Genomic DNA, 14,956 nt, shown 5'->3' on the forward strand with positions numbered 1-14,956 from the left:
CAGTGTAACTTCTCTTGATAAACGTGACCGCCAAAGTCTCTTTCAAAGAACCGACATCTCTGTCGATCCCGCGAACTCCGCCGCCCACGTTTCTCTTTCTTCTCATCTTCAATTGTCAAATAACAGACCAGATCAAACCAGTCGAAATTCCCCGTCCCAAACCTTAAAGTCCGGGACCAATCAGCATCGCAGCCAATCAAAGAAATCCAGAGCGAAAGTCACCGTCGCCAGCAGCGCCGCCGCCCTCGTTCTGTGAAGCGGCTTATAAGGCCCACACACCGAACAAGTCAACAACCACACGCAAAGTTTTTTGACAGTTTTATAACATGTTGTTTTGACTGGGGGAATTTCCGGGCGCCTCTGTGGAGCCATTTCGACGCCCCCACGCATGCCCCCAAACATCAGGCCAATCCACCGCCCGACATCCCCCACACACCATTATCCGCACCCAAAACGCCCGATTTTCGGAACCGAACCCCTCTCCCATGTGTTTCTAGACGTGTTTCTATCGTCAGCAACTAAGGAGACAGCCCAATGGCTTCCAATACAGATGATGTGAGATCCGCCGTTAGCAAGGACATCAGCGCCCTGCAGCAGGAGGTCGCCCGTCTGCAGAAGATGATCTCGGCCCAGGGCGCGGAGGCCTATTACGAAGTGCGCGATCGCGCCGGCAAGGCCTATGAGGACATGGCGCCCCGCGCCAAGACCGCCGTTGCCCAGATCAAGGCCGAAGGCGTGGCCGCGGCCGACGCCGCCCGCGAGCACCCGGCCGCCACCACCACCGCGCTGGCACTTGCCGGCGCGCTCGGCTTTCTCGCCGGCTATCTCCTGAGCGGTGCCCAGGCAGCCCCGCAGCGCCAGCAGTGGTGGCGATAGCATTCGTTAACATTAGACGTATCTAATTTGTTTACGGGCCGGATGATCCGAAGTATCATCCGGCCCGTACTACTTAGGTCTTAGAAAAACCCGTTTTTCAGGCCAATAATGGAGACTATAAAGAACGAGGGAGGACTGCTGATGATTGCCAAAGGATCGAACTGCATCGTCGAAGTCACAGTTGACGGAGCGCAGGGCCGCCTAGCGGTCGGTATTATGAACATGCGACAGGCTCTCGAACTTCCTGAAATGCCAAGCGTATCCTATACCCATCCGGATCCCGCCAAGGCGGCAGCCGGTGTCACCATGAACCGCGAACAGCTTGCGGGCTTCGTGGCGCGTCACTGAGGACCGGTCGCAACCGCGATCCGCTCCCCTTATATAAATGCGGCCAAGACAGGCGGCGCCACCGGCGCCGCCTCTTCTTTTTGCCCAAGCGGCAGAGGCCCCTCCCCTCTTGTACGATCCTTCTTATCCCCGCGTTTTGCGCCCCCGCGTCTGGCATCCCCTCACCGTTCATGCCAGAAACGCCGATAACCCAGAAACGCCGATAACAAAGAGCAGAGGAACAGGCGATTGAGAGAGCGGCGCGCACCGCAAAGGCAGAACGGCCGCAACAAGCCTGATGCCGTCGAGAGCAAGCGGGTGACCCTGCCGCGCGCTTTGTCCAAGCTCGGCTACTGTTCGCGAACCCAGGCCGAAAAGCTGATCGCCGACGGCCGCGTCACCGTCAATGGCCGCACCGTGCTCGACAGCGCCGCCTGGATCGACCTCTCATCGGCGAAGATCAAGGTCGACGGCAGCGATGTCGCGGCCGAGCCGATGACCTATCTGATGCTCAACAAGCCGCGCGGGCTGGTGACGACACGCCACGATCCCGAAGGCCGCCCGACGGTGTTCGATTGCCTCAAGGATGTCGACACCCCGCATCTGTCGCCGGTCGGCAGGCTGGACAAGGCGAGCGAGGGTCTGCTTCTCTTCACCAACGACACCGTCTTCGCCCAGGCGCTGCTCGACCCGGTCACCCATGTCACCAAGACCTATCATGTCCAGGTCGATCGCGTCATGGAGCCGGAGATGCTGGCCGAGATGGCCTATGGCGTTCGCCACGACGGCGAACTCTTGAAGGCGACGGCGGCGACGCTTCTAAGACAAGGCGAGCGCAACTCCTGGATCGAAGTCGAGCTCGACGAGGGCCGCAACCGCCAGATCCGCCGCATGCTGGAAGCGCTCGGCACCGAATGCCTGCGGCTGGTACGCGTGGCGATCGGTGATCTCCAACTCGGCGATCTCCCGAAAGGTGCGGTACGGGCCTTGACCGAGGCCGAGCTAAAGGCGCTGCGCCGCCGCGCCGGCATGGAAACGACCAAACGGACCAGATGACATCATGACAGACAGCGCCGCCCTCGACCCGCACGATTTCTGGCAGGAGCTGCACGCGCCCGGCACCTTTTCGATCGGGGGTGACTTCACATCCTTCTACGTCGCGACGCTCACCGATGGTCGCCAGCTCCGCCTGCCGCTCCGCCCGCTTGCCGATGGCGACCATGCGCTGGCCTCGCTCATCATCAACCAGGCGAGCTTCGAAGTGCTCGACACATTGGCCGGGCAGCTCGCTGACAGGCTTAAAGCCCTCGATATCGACGTCGTCGCCGGACTGCCGACGCTCGGGCTGACGCTCGCCTCCGCCGTGGCGCAGAAGCTCGGGCACAAGCGATATGTGCCGCTCGGCACCTCCAGAAAGTTCTGGTACCGCGACGAACTCTCCGTGCCGCTGTCGTCGATCACCACCCCCACCCAGCAGAAGCGCCTCTATATCGATCCGCGCATGCTGCCGCTGCTCGAAGGCAGGCGCGTTGCGCTGATCGACGATGTCATCTCCAGCGGCACCTCGATCGTCTCCGGCCTCAAGCTGCTGTCGGCCTGTTCCGTCGAGCCGGTCGCGATCGGCGCCGCCATGCTGCAATCGGAGCGCTGGTGCACGGCGCTCGACGATGCCGGCCCGCAATGGCTGGAGCGAACCTTTGGCGTATTCGCGACCCCGATGCTCGACCGCACCGAACAAGGCGCCTGGCGCGCGCCCGGGATCTGAGCCGTCGCTCCTAATATAGAGTGCGCCCATTATAGAGTGCGCCCCATTATAGACTGCGCTCTGCGTCCGCCCCTCTATACAGCGCGCCGCGAACCGCTACAGTCTCAGTCAACACATAAAGCAGCGCATCGATCCGGAAGACCTGATGACCTTAGAACAAGCATGTCTGCTGATCCTGCTGATCGCGATGCTGGTTCTGTTCCTGATCGACCGTTTCAGGGTCGAGGTGGTCGCGATCGCGGGCCTGCTTGCCGGCTATGCGCTCGGGCTTTATCCGACCGACGCGGTCTTCGCGGGCTTTGCCAGCCCCGTGGTCATCACCGTCGTCGAGATCCTGCTGGTGGCTCAGGTGCTGGCCCGCACCCGCTTCTTCGACAGGGTGTCGACAGCGCTTGCCAGTCGCGGCATGCGCGGCACCGGCGTCATCGCCATCCTCTCCGGCGTGACCGGCTTCATCTCCATCTTCATGAACAATATCGGCGCCTTCTCGATCTCGCTGCCGGTGGCGCTGCGCATCAGCGCCGTCAGCGCCATCCCCAAGCGCCAGCTGATCATGCCGATCTCGTTCGCCGCCCTGCTCGGCGGCCTCGTGTCGTTGATCGGCACGCCCGCCAATCTGCTCGTCAGCAACGCGCTGGCGGCCGCGACCGGCGAGAGCTTTCGTCTGTTCGATTTCGCCTATGTCGGCTTGCCGGTCGCTGTCGCCGGCATCCTGATGACGTCAGTGTTGGCGCCGCTCCTCTTCCCTGCGGATAGCGAGGACGATGCGGCAGCACCCGAAACGCCGCGACGCCGCATGGTGGCCGAACGACGTGTTCCCGCGAATTCGCCGCTGATCGGCGCAAGCCTCGCCGATCTACCCGCCCGCTTCGCGCTCAAGCCGCACGCGCTGCTGCGCAACGACGCCTTCGTCTTCGGGTCCGCCGAGCGCTCCATCATCGAGGCCGGCGATCTCCTCCTGGCCGAAGCCGACGACACGGTCTTTATCGAACTCGAGGCATCCGGCGCGCTGCAGGCCGACCATTGGCAGGCCGAGGCAAGCCGCGTCGAGGCTGTCGTCATGCCGGAGAGCACGCTGGTCGGCTCGCGCCTGCGCTCGCTCGAGGTCTTCACTATGCGCGGCATCGCGATCAGCGCCCTATCCATGCGCTCTCCGCGCATCGAGGGACGCTTCGAGGACCTGCAGCTCTCGATCGGCGACGTCCTGGTGCTGGAGGGCGACCGTGCCGCAATCTCTGAAGCGCTGGAGGAATGCGAATGTCTGCCGCTCGCCTCCCCGCCCGTCCCGCCCTCATTCTCGCTGAGCTGGCAGCCCTTCGCGATCTTTGCCTGCGGCATCGCCGCGACCACGGTCGTGCGGCCCGATATCGCGCTCGCCGGCGTCGTGCTCGTGCTGGCGCTCTTCAACTACCTAAACATCCGCCAGGCGATGGCCGACCTGAACTGGCCCGTTATCATCATGCTCGCCGCGATGATCCCGATCGGCTCGGCCGTCGGCACCTCGGGGACCGCCGAAGTCATCGCCTCGGCGCTCGGCGCCATCCTGCCCGTATCGCAGCCGCTGGCGGGCATCGCGGTCGTGCTGTTGCTGGCGATCGCGCTGACACCCTTTGTCAACAACGCCACGGTCGCCATCGTGCTGAGCCCCATCGCGATCGAATTCGCGGCAGCGGGTCACCACCAGCCGCAAGCCTATCTGCTCGCCGTCGCGCTGGGTGCCTCGCTCGATTTCCTCACGCCCTTCGGCCACCACAACAACACGCTCGCCATGGGCATCGGCAGCTACCGCTTTTCCGATTTCATCCGCGCCGGCCTGCCGGTGACGGTGCTGAGCTCCTTTTTGAGCCTGCTGCTTCTATATGTCTTCTGGGTTTGAGCCCCGCTTGCTTGACATCCCCGGCGATGGAACTAGAGCAGGGGAAAGCCCCGATCATACCGACCCCGTAACCCAAAAGGACGGTCAAGCCCGTGCGTATTCTCTCAGAAGCCCATTTCCCGGAACTGCCGAATTACTACCGCGGCAAGGTGCGAGAAAACTACGACCTTGCCGATGGCAGCCGCATCATCATCAGCACCGACAGGCTAAGCGCGTTTGACCGGATCCTGACCTGCATCCCCTACAAGGGCCAGGTCCTCACCCAGACGGCGCGTTACTGGTTCGAGGCGACCAAGGACATCTGCCCCAACCACGTCATCGCCTATCCCGATCCGAACGTCGTCGTCGGCAAGCGCCTCGACATCCTGCCGGTCGAGATCGTCGTGCGCGGCTATCTCGCCGGCACCACCGGCACTTCGATCCTCACTCTCTATAAGAAGGGCGAGCGCGAGATGTACGGCATGCGCCTGCCGGATGGCATGCGCGACAACCAGAAGCTCCCCGAGCCGGTCATCACGCCGACGAGCAAGGAATTCGATGGTGGCCACGACGAGCCGCTAACGCCTGATCAGATCGTCGAAGGCGGTCTGCTGACGCAGGAGCAGTGGGATACGCTGTCCAAATACGCGCTGGCGCTCTTTGCCCGCGGCCAGGAAATGGCGGCCAAGCGCGGCCTCATCCTCGTCGACACCAAATATGAGTTCGGCACCGACGAGAACGGCACGATCATCCTCGCCGACGAGATCCACACCCCCGACAGCAGCCGCTACTGGCTCGCCGACAGCTACCAGGCAAGCTTCGAGGCCGGCACACGCCCTGCAAGCTTCGACAAGGATTTTGTCCGCGCCTGGGTGGCCGAACGCTGCGACCCCTACAAGGACGAGATCCCCGAGATCCCGACCGATCTCATCGAGCAGACCTCGGCTGTCTATATAAAGGCATATGAAGCGATCACCGCGCAGACCTTCGTGCCTGACGACACCGGCGCGACCCCGGTGGAGCGCGTGCGCAAGAACCTCTCACGCTACTTCCCCTAAGCGCTCGATCGCATGAAGGCCTGCGACTTTGGCTTGCAGGCCCTTTCAATGTCGCGTTAGATTTTGAAAAACACCGAAGCCGGGCGGATCCGGCTGGAGAATTCATGGCACGAAGGCCAAGGCGCAAGGCCGAAGAGACCCGCGAAGACATTCTGACGATGGCCGAGCAGCTGTTTCGCCAGCGCGGCTTCGTCGCCGTCTCGATCGCCGATATCGCCGCTTCGCTTGACATGTCGCCGGCCAACGTCTTCAAGCACTTTCATTCGAAGACCGCCTTGGTCGACGCGATCGCCGAAAGGCACCTGAGTGATGTCGCCGACCGCTTCGTCGCCGATGACCTGCCGCCGCGCGAACAATTGCTCCGCTTCGTGCTCCGGCTGCTCGACAGCCATCTCGAGGACATCCAGAAAAACCCCTACATCTTCGAAATGGTCCTCGTCAGCATCGAGGCCAAGATCGAGGCCGGCAAGCGATATCGCGAAAAAGTGATCCAGAAACTGGAGGTCATCATTCGCGAAGGTGTCGCGGAAGGCCGCTATCACTGCGCCGACCCGGCGCTTGCCGCAAGGACCGTCGCCGATGTGCTGGCGGGCGTGCTGCACCCGGTTCTCATCGTCAAGGACGACCGGGAGACCCTTGTCGAGAAAGCCCGCAATATCGTCGATTTCGCCGATGCCGCGCTGCAAAATAGCGCTTGCTAAGTGACGATTCATAACTTACGTCACTTTCTAAAGGCTTTGTTAATTCGGATCAGAGGCATTTGACTCCGGATCGTTTGTCGTGTGGCATCCCCGGCAGGCTTCGATCCGCGAGCCAGCGCATAGGGAATTGAACATGATACGTCGCTTTCTCCTCGTTTCCTCAGCTCTTGCCATCGGTGGCGTTCTCGCCGCCTGCAGCGACAGCGGCAAGACACCGGCCGCGGGTGCCGGCGGCGCAGGGGCGGCTCAGCAGGCGGCCGCCGTTGGCGTGATCACGCTGAAGAAGGGCGACTTCCCGGTTACGACGATCCTTCCCGGCCGCGCCGAGGCGTTCCAGACCGCAGACATCCGTCCGCAGGTCAGCGGCATCATCCGCGACATCACCTTCCGCGAAGGCGGCGAGGTGAAGAAGGGCGACGTTCTCTATCAGATCGAAGACGCCCCCTATGTCGCGGCCGTCGCCCAGGCGCGCGCCGCCATCGCCAAGGCCGAAGCCAGCGTTCCGAGCGCACAGAGCAATTTCGACCGCTACCAGCGTCTGGTCGGATCGGGCGCCACGCAGATCGAGTTCGAAACCGCCAAGACCAACCTCCTGCAGGCGCAGGCCGAGGTCGAATCGGCGAAGGCCGCCCTTTCGGCAGCCGAGATCGATCTCGACCACACCAAGATCGTAGCCCCCTTCGATGGCGTGATCGACCAGACGGCCTATAACGTCGGCAACGTCGTCTCCGCCAACCAGACGACGGCGCTGACCACCGTGCGCCAGCTCGACCCGGCCTATATCCTTCTGACGGAATCGAGCACCAACCTGCTGCGTCTGCGCAGCGCGATTGCCGATGGCGAGATCAAGGGCACCAGCGGCAACGACGCCTTCCGCCTGATCCTCGAAAACGGCAAGGAATACGGTGAGAAGGGCACGCTCGACATGTCGAAGTCCGTTGTCAGCGAAACGACCGGCACCTTCACCATCCGCGTGCGCTTCCCCAATCCCGACCGCATCATCCTGCCGGGCATGTATGTCCGCGCGACGCTGGAACTCGGTTCGGAAAGCGGCTTCGCCCTGCCTCAGCTTGCGACCAGCCGCAACGCCAATGGCGAGCTGTCGGCGCAGTTCGTTTCGGCGGATGGCAAGGTCGAAAACCGCATCTTCGAAAACGCATCGCCATCCAACAATGCATGGCTGGTGACCGAAGGCGTCAAGGACGGCGATCAGGTGATCGTCTCCGGCCTGCAATCGATCACCGCGGGCATGCCGGTCAAGCCGACCGAGATGAAGATCAATGACAAGGGTATCGTCGTGCCCGTGGCGCCTCCAGCCGCCGCCGCTGACGCGCAGAAGCCCGCCGCGAAGTAACGCGTCGATCATTGATCCGAGCCGTACAGGAATTAGCCAATGGCCAAGTTTTTCATCCGACGTCCGATCTTTGCGTGGGTCATAGCGATCACGATCATGCTCGCGGGCGTGCTGGCGATCTTCACGCTGTCGATCTCGCAGTACCCGGATATTGCGCCGACCACCGTGCGCATCAACGCCACCTATCGCGGCGCCAGCGCTGAAACGGTCGAGAAATCGGTGACGACGATCATCGAGGACGGCATGACCGGCCTCGACGACCTCACCTATATGACCTCGACCTCGTCCACCGGCTCGGCCAGCATCTCGCTGACTTTCGGCACGGCGGCCGATCCCGATATCGCCCAGGTGCAGGTGCAGAACAAGCTGCAGCTGGTGCAGTCCCAGCTGCCGAGCGACGTCATCGACGCCGGCATCAGCGTCACCCGCTCGACGTCGAGTATCCTTCTCGTCGGCGCGCTGGTGTCGACCGACGGCAAGCGCAACTCCGTCGATCTCGGCAACATCCTGTCCAACTCTGTCGAAAAACAGGTACAGCGCCTGGAAGGCGTCGGCAGCGTCAATATCTTCGGCTCCGGCTACGCCATGCGCGTCTGGCTCGACCCCTACAAGCTGGTCAAGTATCAGCTGACGACGGGCGACGTGACCTCGGCGATCGAGGCGCAGAACACGCAGGTATCCGTGGGTTCGCTCGGCGCCCAGCCTTCCGTCGAAGGCCAGCAGATGAACGTCACGATCACCGCGCAGAGCCAGCTGACCACCGTTTCCGACTTCGAGCACATCATCTTGAAGGTCGAGAAGGACGGCTCGACGGTTCGCTTGAGCGACATCGCGCGCATCGAGATCGGCCAGGAAAGCTATGGCGGCTCCTCGCGCTACAATGCCCAGCCGTCGAGTGGCTTCGCCGTCAACCTCGCGATCGGCGCCAACGCCATCGATACCGCCGGCCGTGTCCGAACCGCGCTCGATTCCATTTCCAAGGGCCTGCCCGAGGGCGTGGAGATCACCTATCCCTACGACACGACGCCCTTCGTCGAGCTGTCGATCGAAAAGGTCGTGCACACGCTGATCGAAGCGATCGTGCTCGTCTTCGTCGTTCTTCTGGTTTTCCTGCAGAACTTCCGCGCGACGCTCATTCCGACCATCGCGGTCCCCGTCGTTCTGCTCGGAACCTTCGGCATCCTTGCCGCGACGGGCTATTCGATCAACACGCTGACCATGTTCGCCATGGTGCTTGCCATCGGCCTGCTCGTCGACGACGCCATCGTCGTCGTCGAGAACGTCGAGCGCATCATGACCGAGGAGAAGCTGTCGCCGATGGAGGCCACCGAGAAATCGATGGGCGAAATCACCGGCGCGATCGTCGGCATCGCGCTCGTCCTGACGGCCGTCTTCATTCCGATGGCCTTCTTCGGCGGCTCGACCGGCATCATCTACCGCCAGTTCTCCGTCACCATCGTCTCGGCGATGCTGCTCTCGGCGCTGGTTGCCATTGTGCTCACGCCGGCGCTCTGCGCCACGATGCTGAAGCCGGTGCATGACCACAAGAAGAACCGTGCCAGCGAGTGGTTCAACCGCAATTTCAACCGCTCCACCAATGGCTATGTCCGCTCGATCGGCTATCTCCTGAAGCGGCCGGCGCGCGTGATGATCGTCTTCCTTCTGGTCGGCGTCGGCTGCGCCTATTTCTTCACCCGCCTTCCCAGCTCGTTCCTGCCGCAGGAAGACCAGGGCGTACTGCTCAATATCGTGACGACGCCTCCGGGCTCCACGAGCCAGCAGACCCAGGCCGTCGTGGAAAAGGTCGAGAACTACTACCGCGAAAACGAAAAGGACGCCGTGCAGTCGGTGTTCGGCGCGCTTGGCTTCGGCTTCAACGGCTCCGGCCAGAACAGCGCCATCGTCTTCACCAAGCTCAAGGATTTCGCCGAGCGCACGGACGACAATCTGCATGCGCAGGCGGTCGCGACGCGCGCGCTCGGCGCATTCCGGCAGATCCGCGAAGCCCAGGTCTTCGCGCTGCTGCCGCCGGCGATCCAGGGTCTCGGCGTCTCCAGCGGCTTCTCCATGTATCTCGTCGATACCGGCGGTCACGGCACAGAGGCGCTCGATGCGGCGTCCAAGCGCCTGATCAGCATGGCCAACACGAGCGGCAAGGTCGTGGCGTTGCGCAGCAACAACAAGGAAGTCGAGCCGCAGATGAAGATCATCATCGACCAGGAGAAGATCGGCGCCATGGGTGTCGACATCTCCGCGGTCAATTCGATGCTCTCGGTCATCTTCACCGGTCGCGACGTCAACGACTTCACGCTGAACGGCGAGATCAAGCCGGTCTACGTCCAGGGCGATGCACCCTTCCGCATGCAGCCCAATGACCTAGACCACTGGTATGCCCGCAACACCAATGGCGAGATGGTCCCCTTCTCGGCCTTCACCCGCACCGAATGGGTGAAGGGCGCCCCGACGCTCGCCCGCTTCAACGCGGTGAGCGCCATCCCGCTCGACGGCGCATCCGCGCCCGGCGTCAGCTCCGGCGACGCGATGAACGCCATGGAAGATCTGACGGCGCAGCTCGGCGGCGGCTATACCGTCGCCTGGCAGGGCATCTCCTATCAGGAACGCCTGTCCGGTTCGCAGGCGCCGATGCTCTACGCCATCTCGGTTCTCGTCGTCTTCCTCTGCCTCGCAGCACTCTATGAAAGCTGGTCGATCCCGTTCTCGGTCATCATGGCCGTTCCGGTCGGCGTGCTCGGCGCGCTCGTCGCGGCAACCGTTTTCGGCCAGGCAAACGACGTCTATTTCAAGGTCGGCCTGCTCACGACCATCGGTCTGGCGGCGAAGAACGCGATTCTCATCGTGGAGTTCGCCAAGGACCGAATGGAGACGGGCATGGGCATCATCGATGCGACGCTGGAGGCCGCAAGGCTGCGTCTGCGACCGATCATCATGACGTCGCTGGCCTTCATCCTCGGCGTCGTGCCGCTGGCGATCGCCACCGGTGCGGGCTCGGCTGCGCAGAACGCGATCGGTATCGGCGTGCTTGGCGGCATGCTGTTTGCGACCGCGCTCGGCATTTTCTTCGTGCCATCATTCTTTGTGGTTATCCGCCGCGTCTTCTCGCGACGTCAAAAAAATGAGGTATGAGTGTGACATATCTGCACTGTGAGAAAGTGAGACTCATTGATACATTGCCGCGAACTGCTTCGGGATGGCGTTTCTCGTTTGAGCGAAGCGCGGCCGATAGTGAAGCATGATCGCTTCTGACATGAATAATTTTTTGGTCGAGTTACAGGAAGATAGTTAATGGCGTCTTTTCGTTTTGCCTCTCCGGCATTGTTGCTATTGCTCGCGGGCTGTGTGAGCGGCCCGGATCATGTTCCCCCGGAGATGCCCCTCCCGGCCAAGTTCAATGAAGGCTCTGCCAAGGCCGACGGCGACGTCTCGACGGTCGCATGGTGGACCGCCTATCGCGACACCCGCCTGAACGGACTGGTCACCGAGGGCCTCAATGAGAACCTGTCGATCCAGCAGTCGCTGGAGCGCATCAATGCCGCTGCCAGCAATGTCACGGTGGCGGGCGCCGGCGCCCTGCCGAGCCTGACGGTCGGCGCCGACCATACCGTCAGCGGCAGCATGGGCGAACGCCGCACCTCGATTGGTGCCACCAACACGACCGGCGCCAGCGCCAATGTCGGCTGGCTGCTCGATCTGTTCGGCCAGTATCGCCGTTCGAAGGAAAGCGCCCAGGCCTCGCTCGACGCCGCCTACTCGACCGCCGACGTTGCCAAGCTCACCTATCTCCAGGATCTGGTGAACTCCTACATCAACGCCCGCTACTACCAGGAGCGCATCGCGCTCTCCAGGGCCAACCTGAAATCGCGCCAGGAAACCTACGAGCTGACCAAGTTCCAGCTCGATGCCGGTGCAGCATCGCGTCTCGACGTCGTGCAGGCCGAAGGTCTGGTTCAGTCGACCCAGGCTGAAATTCCGGGTCTGGAAACCAACTTCCGCGTCGCCGCCCATCATATCGCCACCCTGCTCGGCAAGCCGGCCGGCTCGATGGTCGCCGAACTGCAGCGCGGCGGCTCGCAGCCGGTCTTCCGCGCCGGCATCATCTCCGGCGTTCCGGCCGACCTGATCCGCAATCGTCCCGACATCCGTGTCGCCGAGCGCAATCTGGCCGCCGCCACCGCCAATATCGGCGTGGCCATGTCGCGCCTCTATCCGACGATCTCGCTCTCCGGCTCGATCTCGCCGTCCTTCATCAATCCGGCCGGCGGCCGTGGCGGCAACTTGACCAGCTGGTCCTTCGGCCCGACGCTGACGCTCCCGATCTTCGACGGCGGTAGCCTGCGCGCCAATGTCGACATCGCCAAGTCCGACGCCAAGACCCAGTATCTTGCCTGGAAGCAGGCGGTTCTGCAGGCGGTCGAGGAAGTGGAAAACGCGCTGTCGGCGGTTCGCCGCGATGCGCAGACGGTTGCCGCACTGCGCGCCCAGGTCAAGACGACCCAGGAAACGCTCGATCTGTCGACCGCCAGCTACAAGGACGGCGCCTCCTCGCTGCTCGACGTCCTCGACGCCCAGCGTCAGGTCTCGCTCGCCCAGGCCAGCCTGGCCGCCGCTGTCCAGCAGATGGCAACCGACTACGTCGCACTCAACGTCGCCATCGGCGGCGGCTACAACCCGGGCGGCAACACCGCCCCGGTCAAGCCGGTTGCCGCAAAGGCAAGCACTGCAAAGGCAGGCTGAGACCACAGCAATTGATGAAAAGCCCCGGTTCGCCGGGGCTTTTTTGTTTCTGGAGATACCCGCGATTGCGGAAAATCGCAAAGCGGCGCAAGATTGGATTCGACAACGACGACGACGTCATGTACGCATTGGTTAAACGATTAATCCAATCCGTCTGATATCATGCCTCCAGCCCGACCGGGACCAAATCTGAGCAGGATCGCAACGTCGCTTGGCGTCTCCGTCGCGACGGTGTCGAACGCGCTCTCCGGCAAAGGCCGTGTGTCCGAACAGCTCGCCGAGCGGATCCGCGAACACGCGGCCGAAATGGGCTATGTCCCGAGCCAGGCGGCACGCGCGCTGCGCACCGGCCGCAGCGGCGTCATCGGTCTGGTACTGCCTGATATCGCCAATCCGCTCTTCCCCAAGCTCGCGCAGGCGATCGAATTCGCCGCCACATCGGCCGGCTACGGCGTCCTCATCGCCGACTCCCGCGGCAACATCACCGCGCAGACCGAAGCCATCAACCGGTTGGTCGAGCGCGGGGTCGAGGGCCTTGTCATCGTGCCGCGCCGCGCGACCCGCATCTCCGCCGCGAGCTGTCCCGTCGCCGTCATCGACACCGCCTCGACACCCGGCAACACGGTCGCCGCCGACCACTGGCAGGGCGGTCGCGATATCGCGGACCATCTGGCCGAACTCGGCCACAAGCGCATCCTTGTCATCGGCAACAATCCCGAATCCAACGTTCAGAACGATCGCGTCGGCGGCATCCGCTCCGGATTGCGCCCCGACATGCAGTCCTCCACCCTTTGGGTCGAGCGCCTGGAACGCGAGAACGGCATGGGCTGCACCCTCGGCCTCGCCGAAAAGGTTCGTGAAGGCTACACCGCCTTTGCAGCACTTTCCGACCTGCAGGCGCTGAGGGCGCTCACCGAACTGCAGCGCGACGGCATCGTCGTTCCCGATATGGCAAGCGTCACCGGCTTCGACGACCTGATCTTCTCCCCCGTGATCACGCCGAGCCTGACGACGGTCGCGATGGACATGGCGACGATCGCCGATGTCGCCATCTCGTCGCTCCTGAAAACCATACAGGCAAACGGCAGCCGCGAAGGCGTGCTGGTCAGCGCCGACACCGATCGGGTGCCCATGCAGCTGATCGTTCGCCAATCATCGGGCCCAGTCGATCCGACCAATCGCGATCCGACCAATAGCGACCCAAGCAAACTGGACCTAGCCTCTCAGACGGAGAATTCCTGACATGAAGCATGCCCTCATCGCCTCGGCGGCCCTTCTGGCCCTCACGCCCGTCGCCGCCAGCGCTCAGGAAAAGACGCTCACCATCTCCGTCTATGCCTTCGCGCAGGATGACTTCAAATCGATCGTCTACGATCCCTTCGAAGCCAAATGCGGCTGCAAGCTGGTGGTGGAAACCGGCAACAGCGTCGAGCGTCTGGCGAAGATGGAAGCCAACAAGGCCAACCCCGTCGTCGATATGGCCGTCGTCTCCATGGCCGATGCACTGTCGGCCACCCGCAAGGGCCTGATCGACAAGATCGATACGTCGAAGCTCACCAATTTCGACAAGCTCTACGACCTCGCCAAGGATCCGAACGGCGACGGTATGAGCGTCGGCTACACCTTCTACGCCACCTCGATCGCCTACCGCTCCGACAAGATGAAGATCGAGAGCTGGGCCGACCTCCTGAAACCTGAATATGTCGGCCACGTCGCCTTCCCGAACGTCACCACCAACCAGGGCCCGCCCGCGCTCTACATGCTCGGCCTCGCGCTCGGCAGCGACAACGCGGACCTGAAGGCGCCGATCGCGGCCGTCGGCGAAAAGAAGGACGACATCGTCACCTTCTATGAAAAGTCCTCGCAGCTGGTGCAGCTGATGCAGCAGGAAGAAATCTGGGCCGCCCCGATCGGCCGCTTCTCCTGGGCCGGCTTCACCAAGCTCGACGTGCCCGTTGCCTGGGCCACCCCCAAGGAAGGCCAGACCGGCGGCATGAACGTCATGGTCATGACCAAGGGCTCGAAGAACCAGGACCTCGCGCTGCAGTTCATGGATTTCTGGCTCTCCACCGAGATCCAGACCAAGCTCGCCGAAAAGCTGGTCGACAGCCCGGCCAACAAGGAGGTGAAGGTCTCCGACGAAGCCGCCAACAACCTCACCTACGGCGAAGACACGGTGAAGAACCTCAAGCTCATCCCCTCGGCAGCAGCCCTCGATAACCGCGCCGGCTGGCTGAAGGATTGGAACGACACGGTCGGCCAGTAACG

General features: G+C 62.8%; 13 protein-coding genes. All 13 read left to right on the forward strand.

Annotated elements, in window-relative coordinates; translation table 11 throughout:
- On the forward strand, positions 1 to 256 hold a 256-nt coding region (locus D460_RS36680; RefSeq protein WP_210162760.1), incomplete at its 5' end, for a hypothetical protein.
- 278 nt (positions 257 to 534) lie between these two features.
- Positions 535 to 876, forward strand: a complete 342-nt coding sequence (locus D460_RS0131085) for a hypothetical protein (protein ID WP_018902525.1) — start codon at positions 535 to 537, stop codon at positions 874 to 876.
- 141 nt (positions 877 to 1,017) lie between these two features.
- Positions 1,018 to 1,224, forward strand: a complete 207-nt coding sequence (locus D460_RS0131090) for a hypothetical protein (protein WP_018902526.1) — start codon at positions 1,018 to 1,020, stop codon at positions 1,222 to 1,224.
- Positions 1,225 to 1,452: 228 nt separating this feature from the next.
- Complete coding sequence (locus D460_RS0131095; protein ID WP_018902527.1) at positions 1,453 to 2,259, forward strand: pseudouridine synthase; 807 nt, start codon at positions 1,453 to 1,455, stop codon at positions 2,257 to 2,259.
- A 4-nt stretch (positions 2,260 to 2,263) separates the two neighbouring features.
- Positions 2,264 to 2,968 (forward strand): phosphoribosyltransferase, encoded by a 705-nt coding sequence (locus D460_RS0131100; RefSeq protein ID WP_018902528.1) that lies wholly within the window; start codon positions 2,264 to 2,266, stop codon positions 2,966 to 2,968.
- Between the two features lie 145 nt (positions 2,969 to 3,113).
- On the forward strand, positions 3,114 to 4,844 hold the full coding sequence (locus tag D460_RS0131105) for an SLC13 family permease (RefSeq protein WP_018902529.1): 1,731 nt from the start codon (positions 3,114 to 3,116) through the stop codon (positions 4,842 to 4,844).
- Between the two features lie 92 nt (positions 4,845 to 4,936).
- Entirely contained in the window at positions 4,937 to 5,881 is a 945-nt protein-coding gene (locus tag D460_RS0131110; protein WP_018902530.1) for a phosphoribosylaminoimidazolesuccinocarboxamide synthase, read from the forward strand.
- Between the two features lie 104 nt (positions 5,882 to 5,985).
- Entirely contained in the window at positions 5,986 to 6,582 is a 597-nt protein-coding gene (locus D460_RS0131115; RefSeq protein WP_018902531.1) for a TetR family transcriptional regulator, read from the forward strand.
- 133 nt (positions 6,583 to 6,715) lie between these two features.
- On the forward strand, positions 6,716 to 7,936 hold the full coding sequence (locus D460_RS0131120) for an efflux RND transporter periplasmic adaptor subunit (protein ID WP_018902532.1): 1,221 nt from the start codon (positions 6,716 to 6,718) through the stop codon (positions 7,934 to 7,936).
- 39 nt (positions 7,937 to 7,975) lie between these two features.
- Entirely contained in the window at positions 7,976 to 11,080 is a 3,105-nt protein-coding gene (locus D460_RS0131125; RefSeq protein ID WP_018902533.1) for an efflux RND transporter permease subunit, read from the forward strand.
- A 159-nt stretch (positions 11,081 to 11,239) separates the two neighbouring features.
- Positions 11,240 to 12,688: an efflux transporter outer membrane subunit gene (locus D460_RS0131130; protein WP_026283727.1), complete on the forward strand. Its 1,449-nt coding sequence runs from the start codon at positions 11,240 to 11,242 to the stop codon at positions 12,686 to 12,688.
- Positions 12,689 to 12,850: 162 nt separating this feature from the next.
- Positions 12,851 to 13,930: a LacI family DNA-binding transcriptional regulator gene (locus D460_RS34230; RefSeq protein WP_037112484.1), complete on the forward strand. Its 1,080-nt coding sequence runs from the start codon at positions 12,851 to 12,853 to the stop codon at positions 13,928 to 13,930.
- 1 nt (position 13,931) lies between these two features.
- Complete coding sequence (locus tag D460_RS0131140; protein ID WP_018902536.1) at positions 13,932 to 14,954, forward strand: ABC transporter substrate-binding protein; 1,023 nt, start codon at positions 13,932 to 13,934, stop codon at positions 14,952 to 14,954.
- The last annotated feature ends 2 nt before the right edge of the window (positions 14,955 to 14,956 follow it).

It is taken from the genome of Rhizobium sp. 2MFCol3.1, assembly GCF_000377565.1.
GTDB lineage: Bacteria > Pseudomonadota > Alphaproteobacteria > Rhizobiales > Rhizobiaceae > Rhizobium.

Coding starts and splice junctions, on each gene's coding strand:
- D460_RS0131085 (WP_018902525.1), top strand. CDS start 535: ATGGCTTCCAATACAGATGATGTGAGATCCGCCGTTAGCAAGGACATC.
- D460_RS0131090 (WP_018902526.1), top strand. CDS start 1,018: ATGATTGCCAAAGGATCGAACTGCATCGTCGAAGTCACAGTTGACGGA.
- D460_RS0131100 (WP_018902528.1), top strand. CDS start 2,264: ATGACAGACAGCGCCGCCCTCGACCCGCACGATTTCTGGCAGGAGCTG.
- D460_RS0131105 (WP_018902529.1), top strand. CDS start 3,114: ATGACCTTAGAACAAGCATGTCTGCTGATCCTGCTGATCGCGATGCTG.
- D460_RS0131115 (WP_018902531.1), top strand. CDS start 5,986: ATGGCACGAAGGCCAAGGCGCAAGGCCGAAGAGACCCGCGAAGACATT.
- D460_RS0131120 (WP_018902532.1), top strand. CDS start 6,716: ATGATACGTCGCTTTCTCCTCGTTTCCTCAGCTCTTGCCATCGGTGGC.
- D460_RS0131125 (WP_018902533.1), top strand. CDS start 7,976: ATGGCCAAGTTTTTCATCCGACGTCCGATCTTTGCGTGGGTCATAGCG.
- D460_RS0131130 (WP_026283727.1), top strand. CDS start 11,240: ATGGCGTCTTTTCGTTTTGCCTCTCCGGCATTGTTGCTATTGCTCGCG.
- D460_RS34230 (WP_037112484.1), top strand. CDS start 12,851: ATGCCTCCAGCCCGACCGGGACCAAATCTGAGCAGGATCGCAACGTCG.
- D460_RS0131140 (WP_018902536.1), top strand. CDS start 13,932: ATGAAGCATGCCCTCATCGCCTCGGCGGCCCTTCTGGCCCTCACGCCC.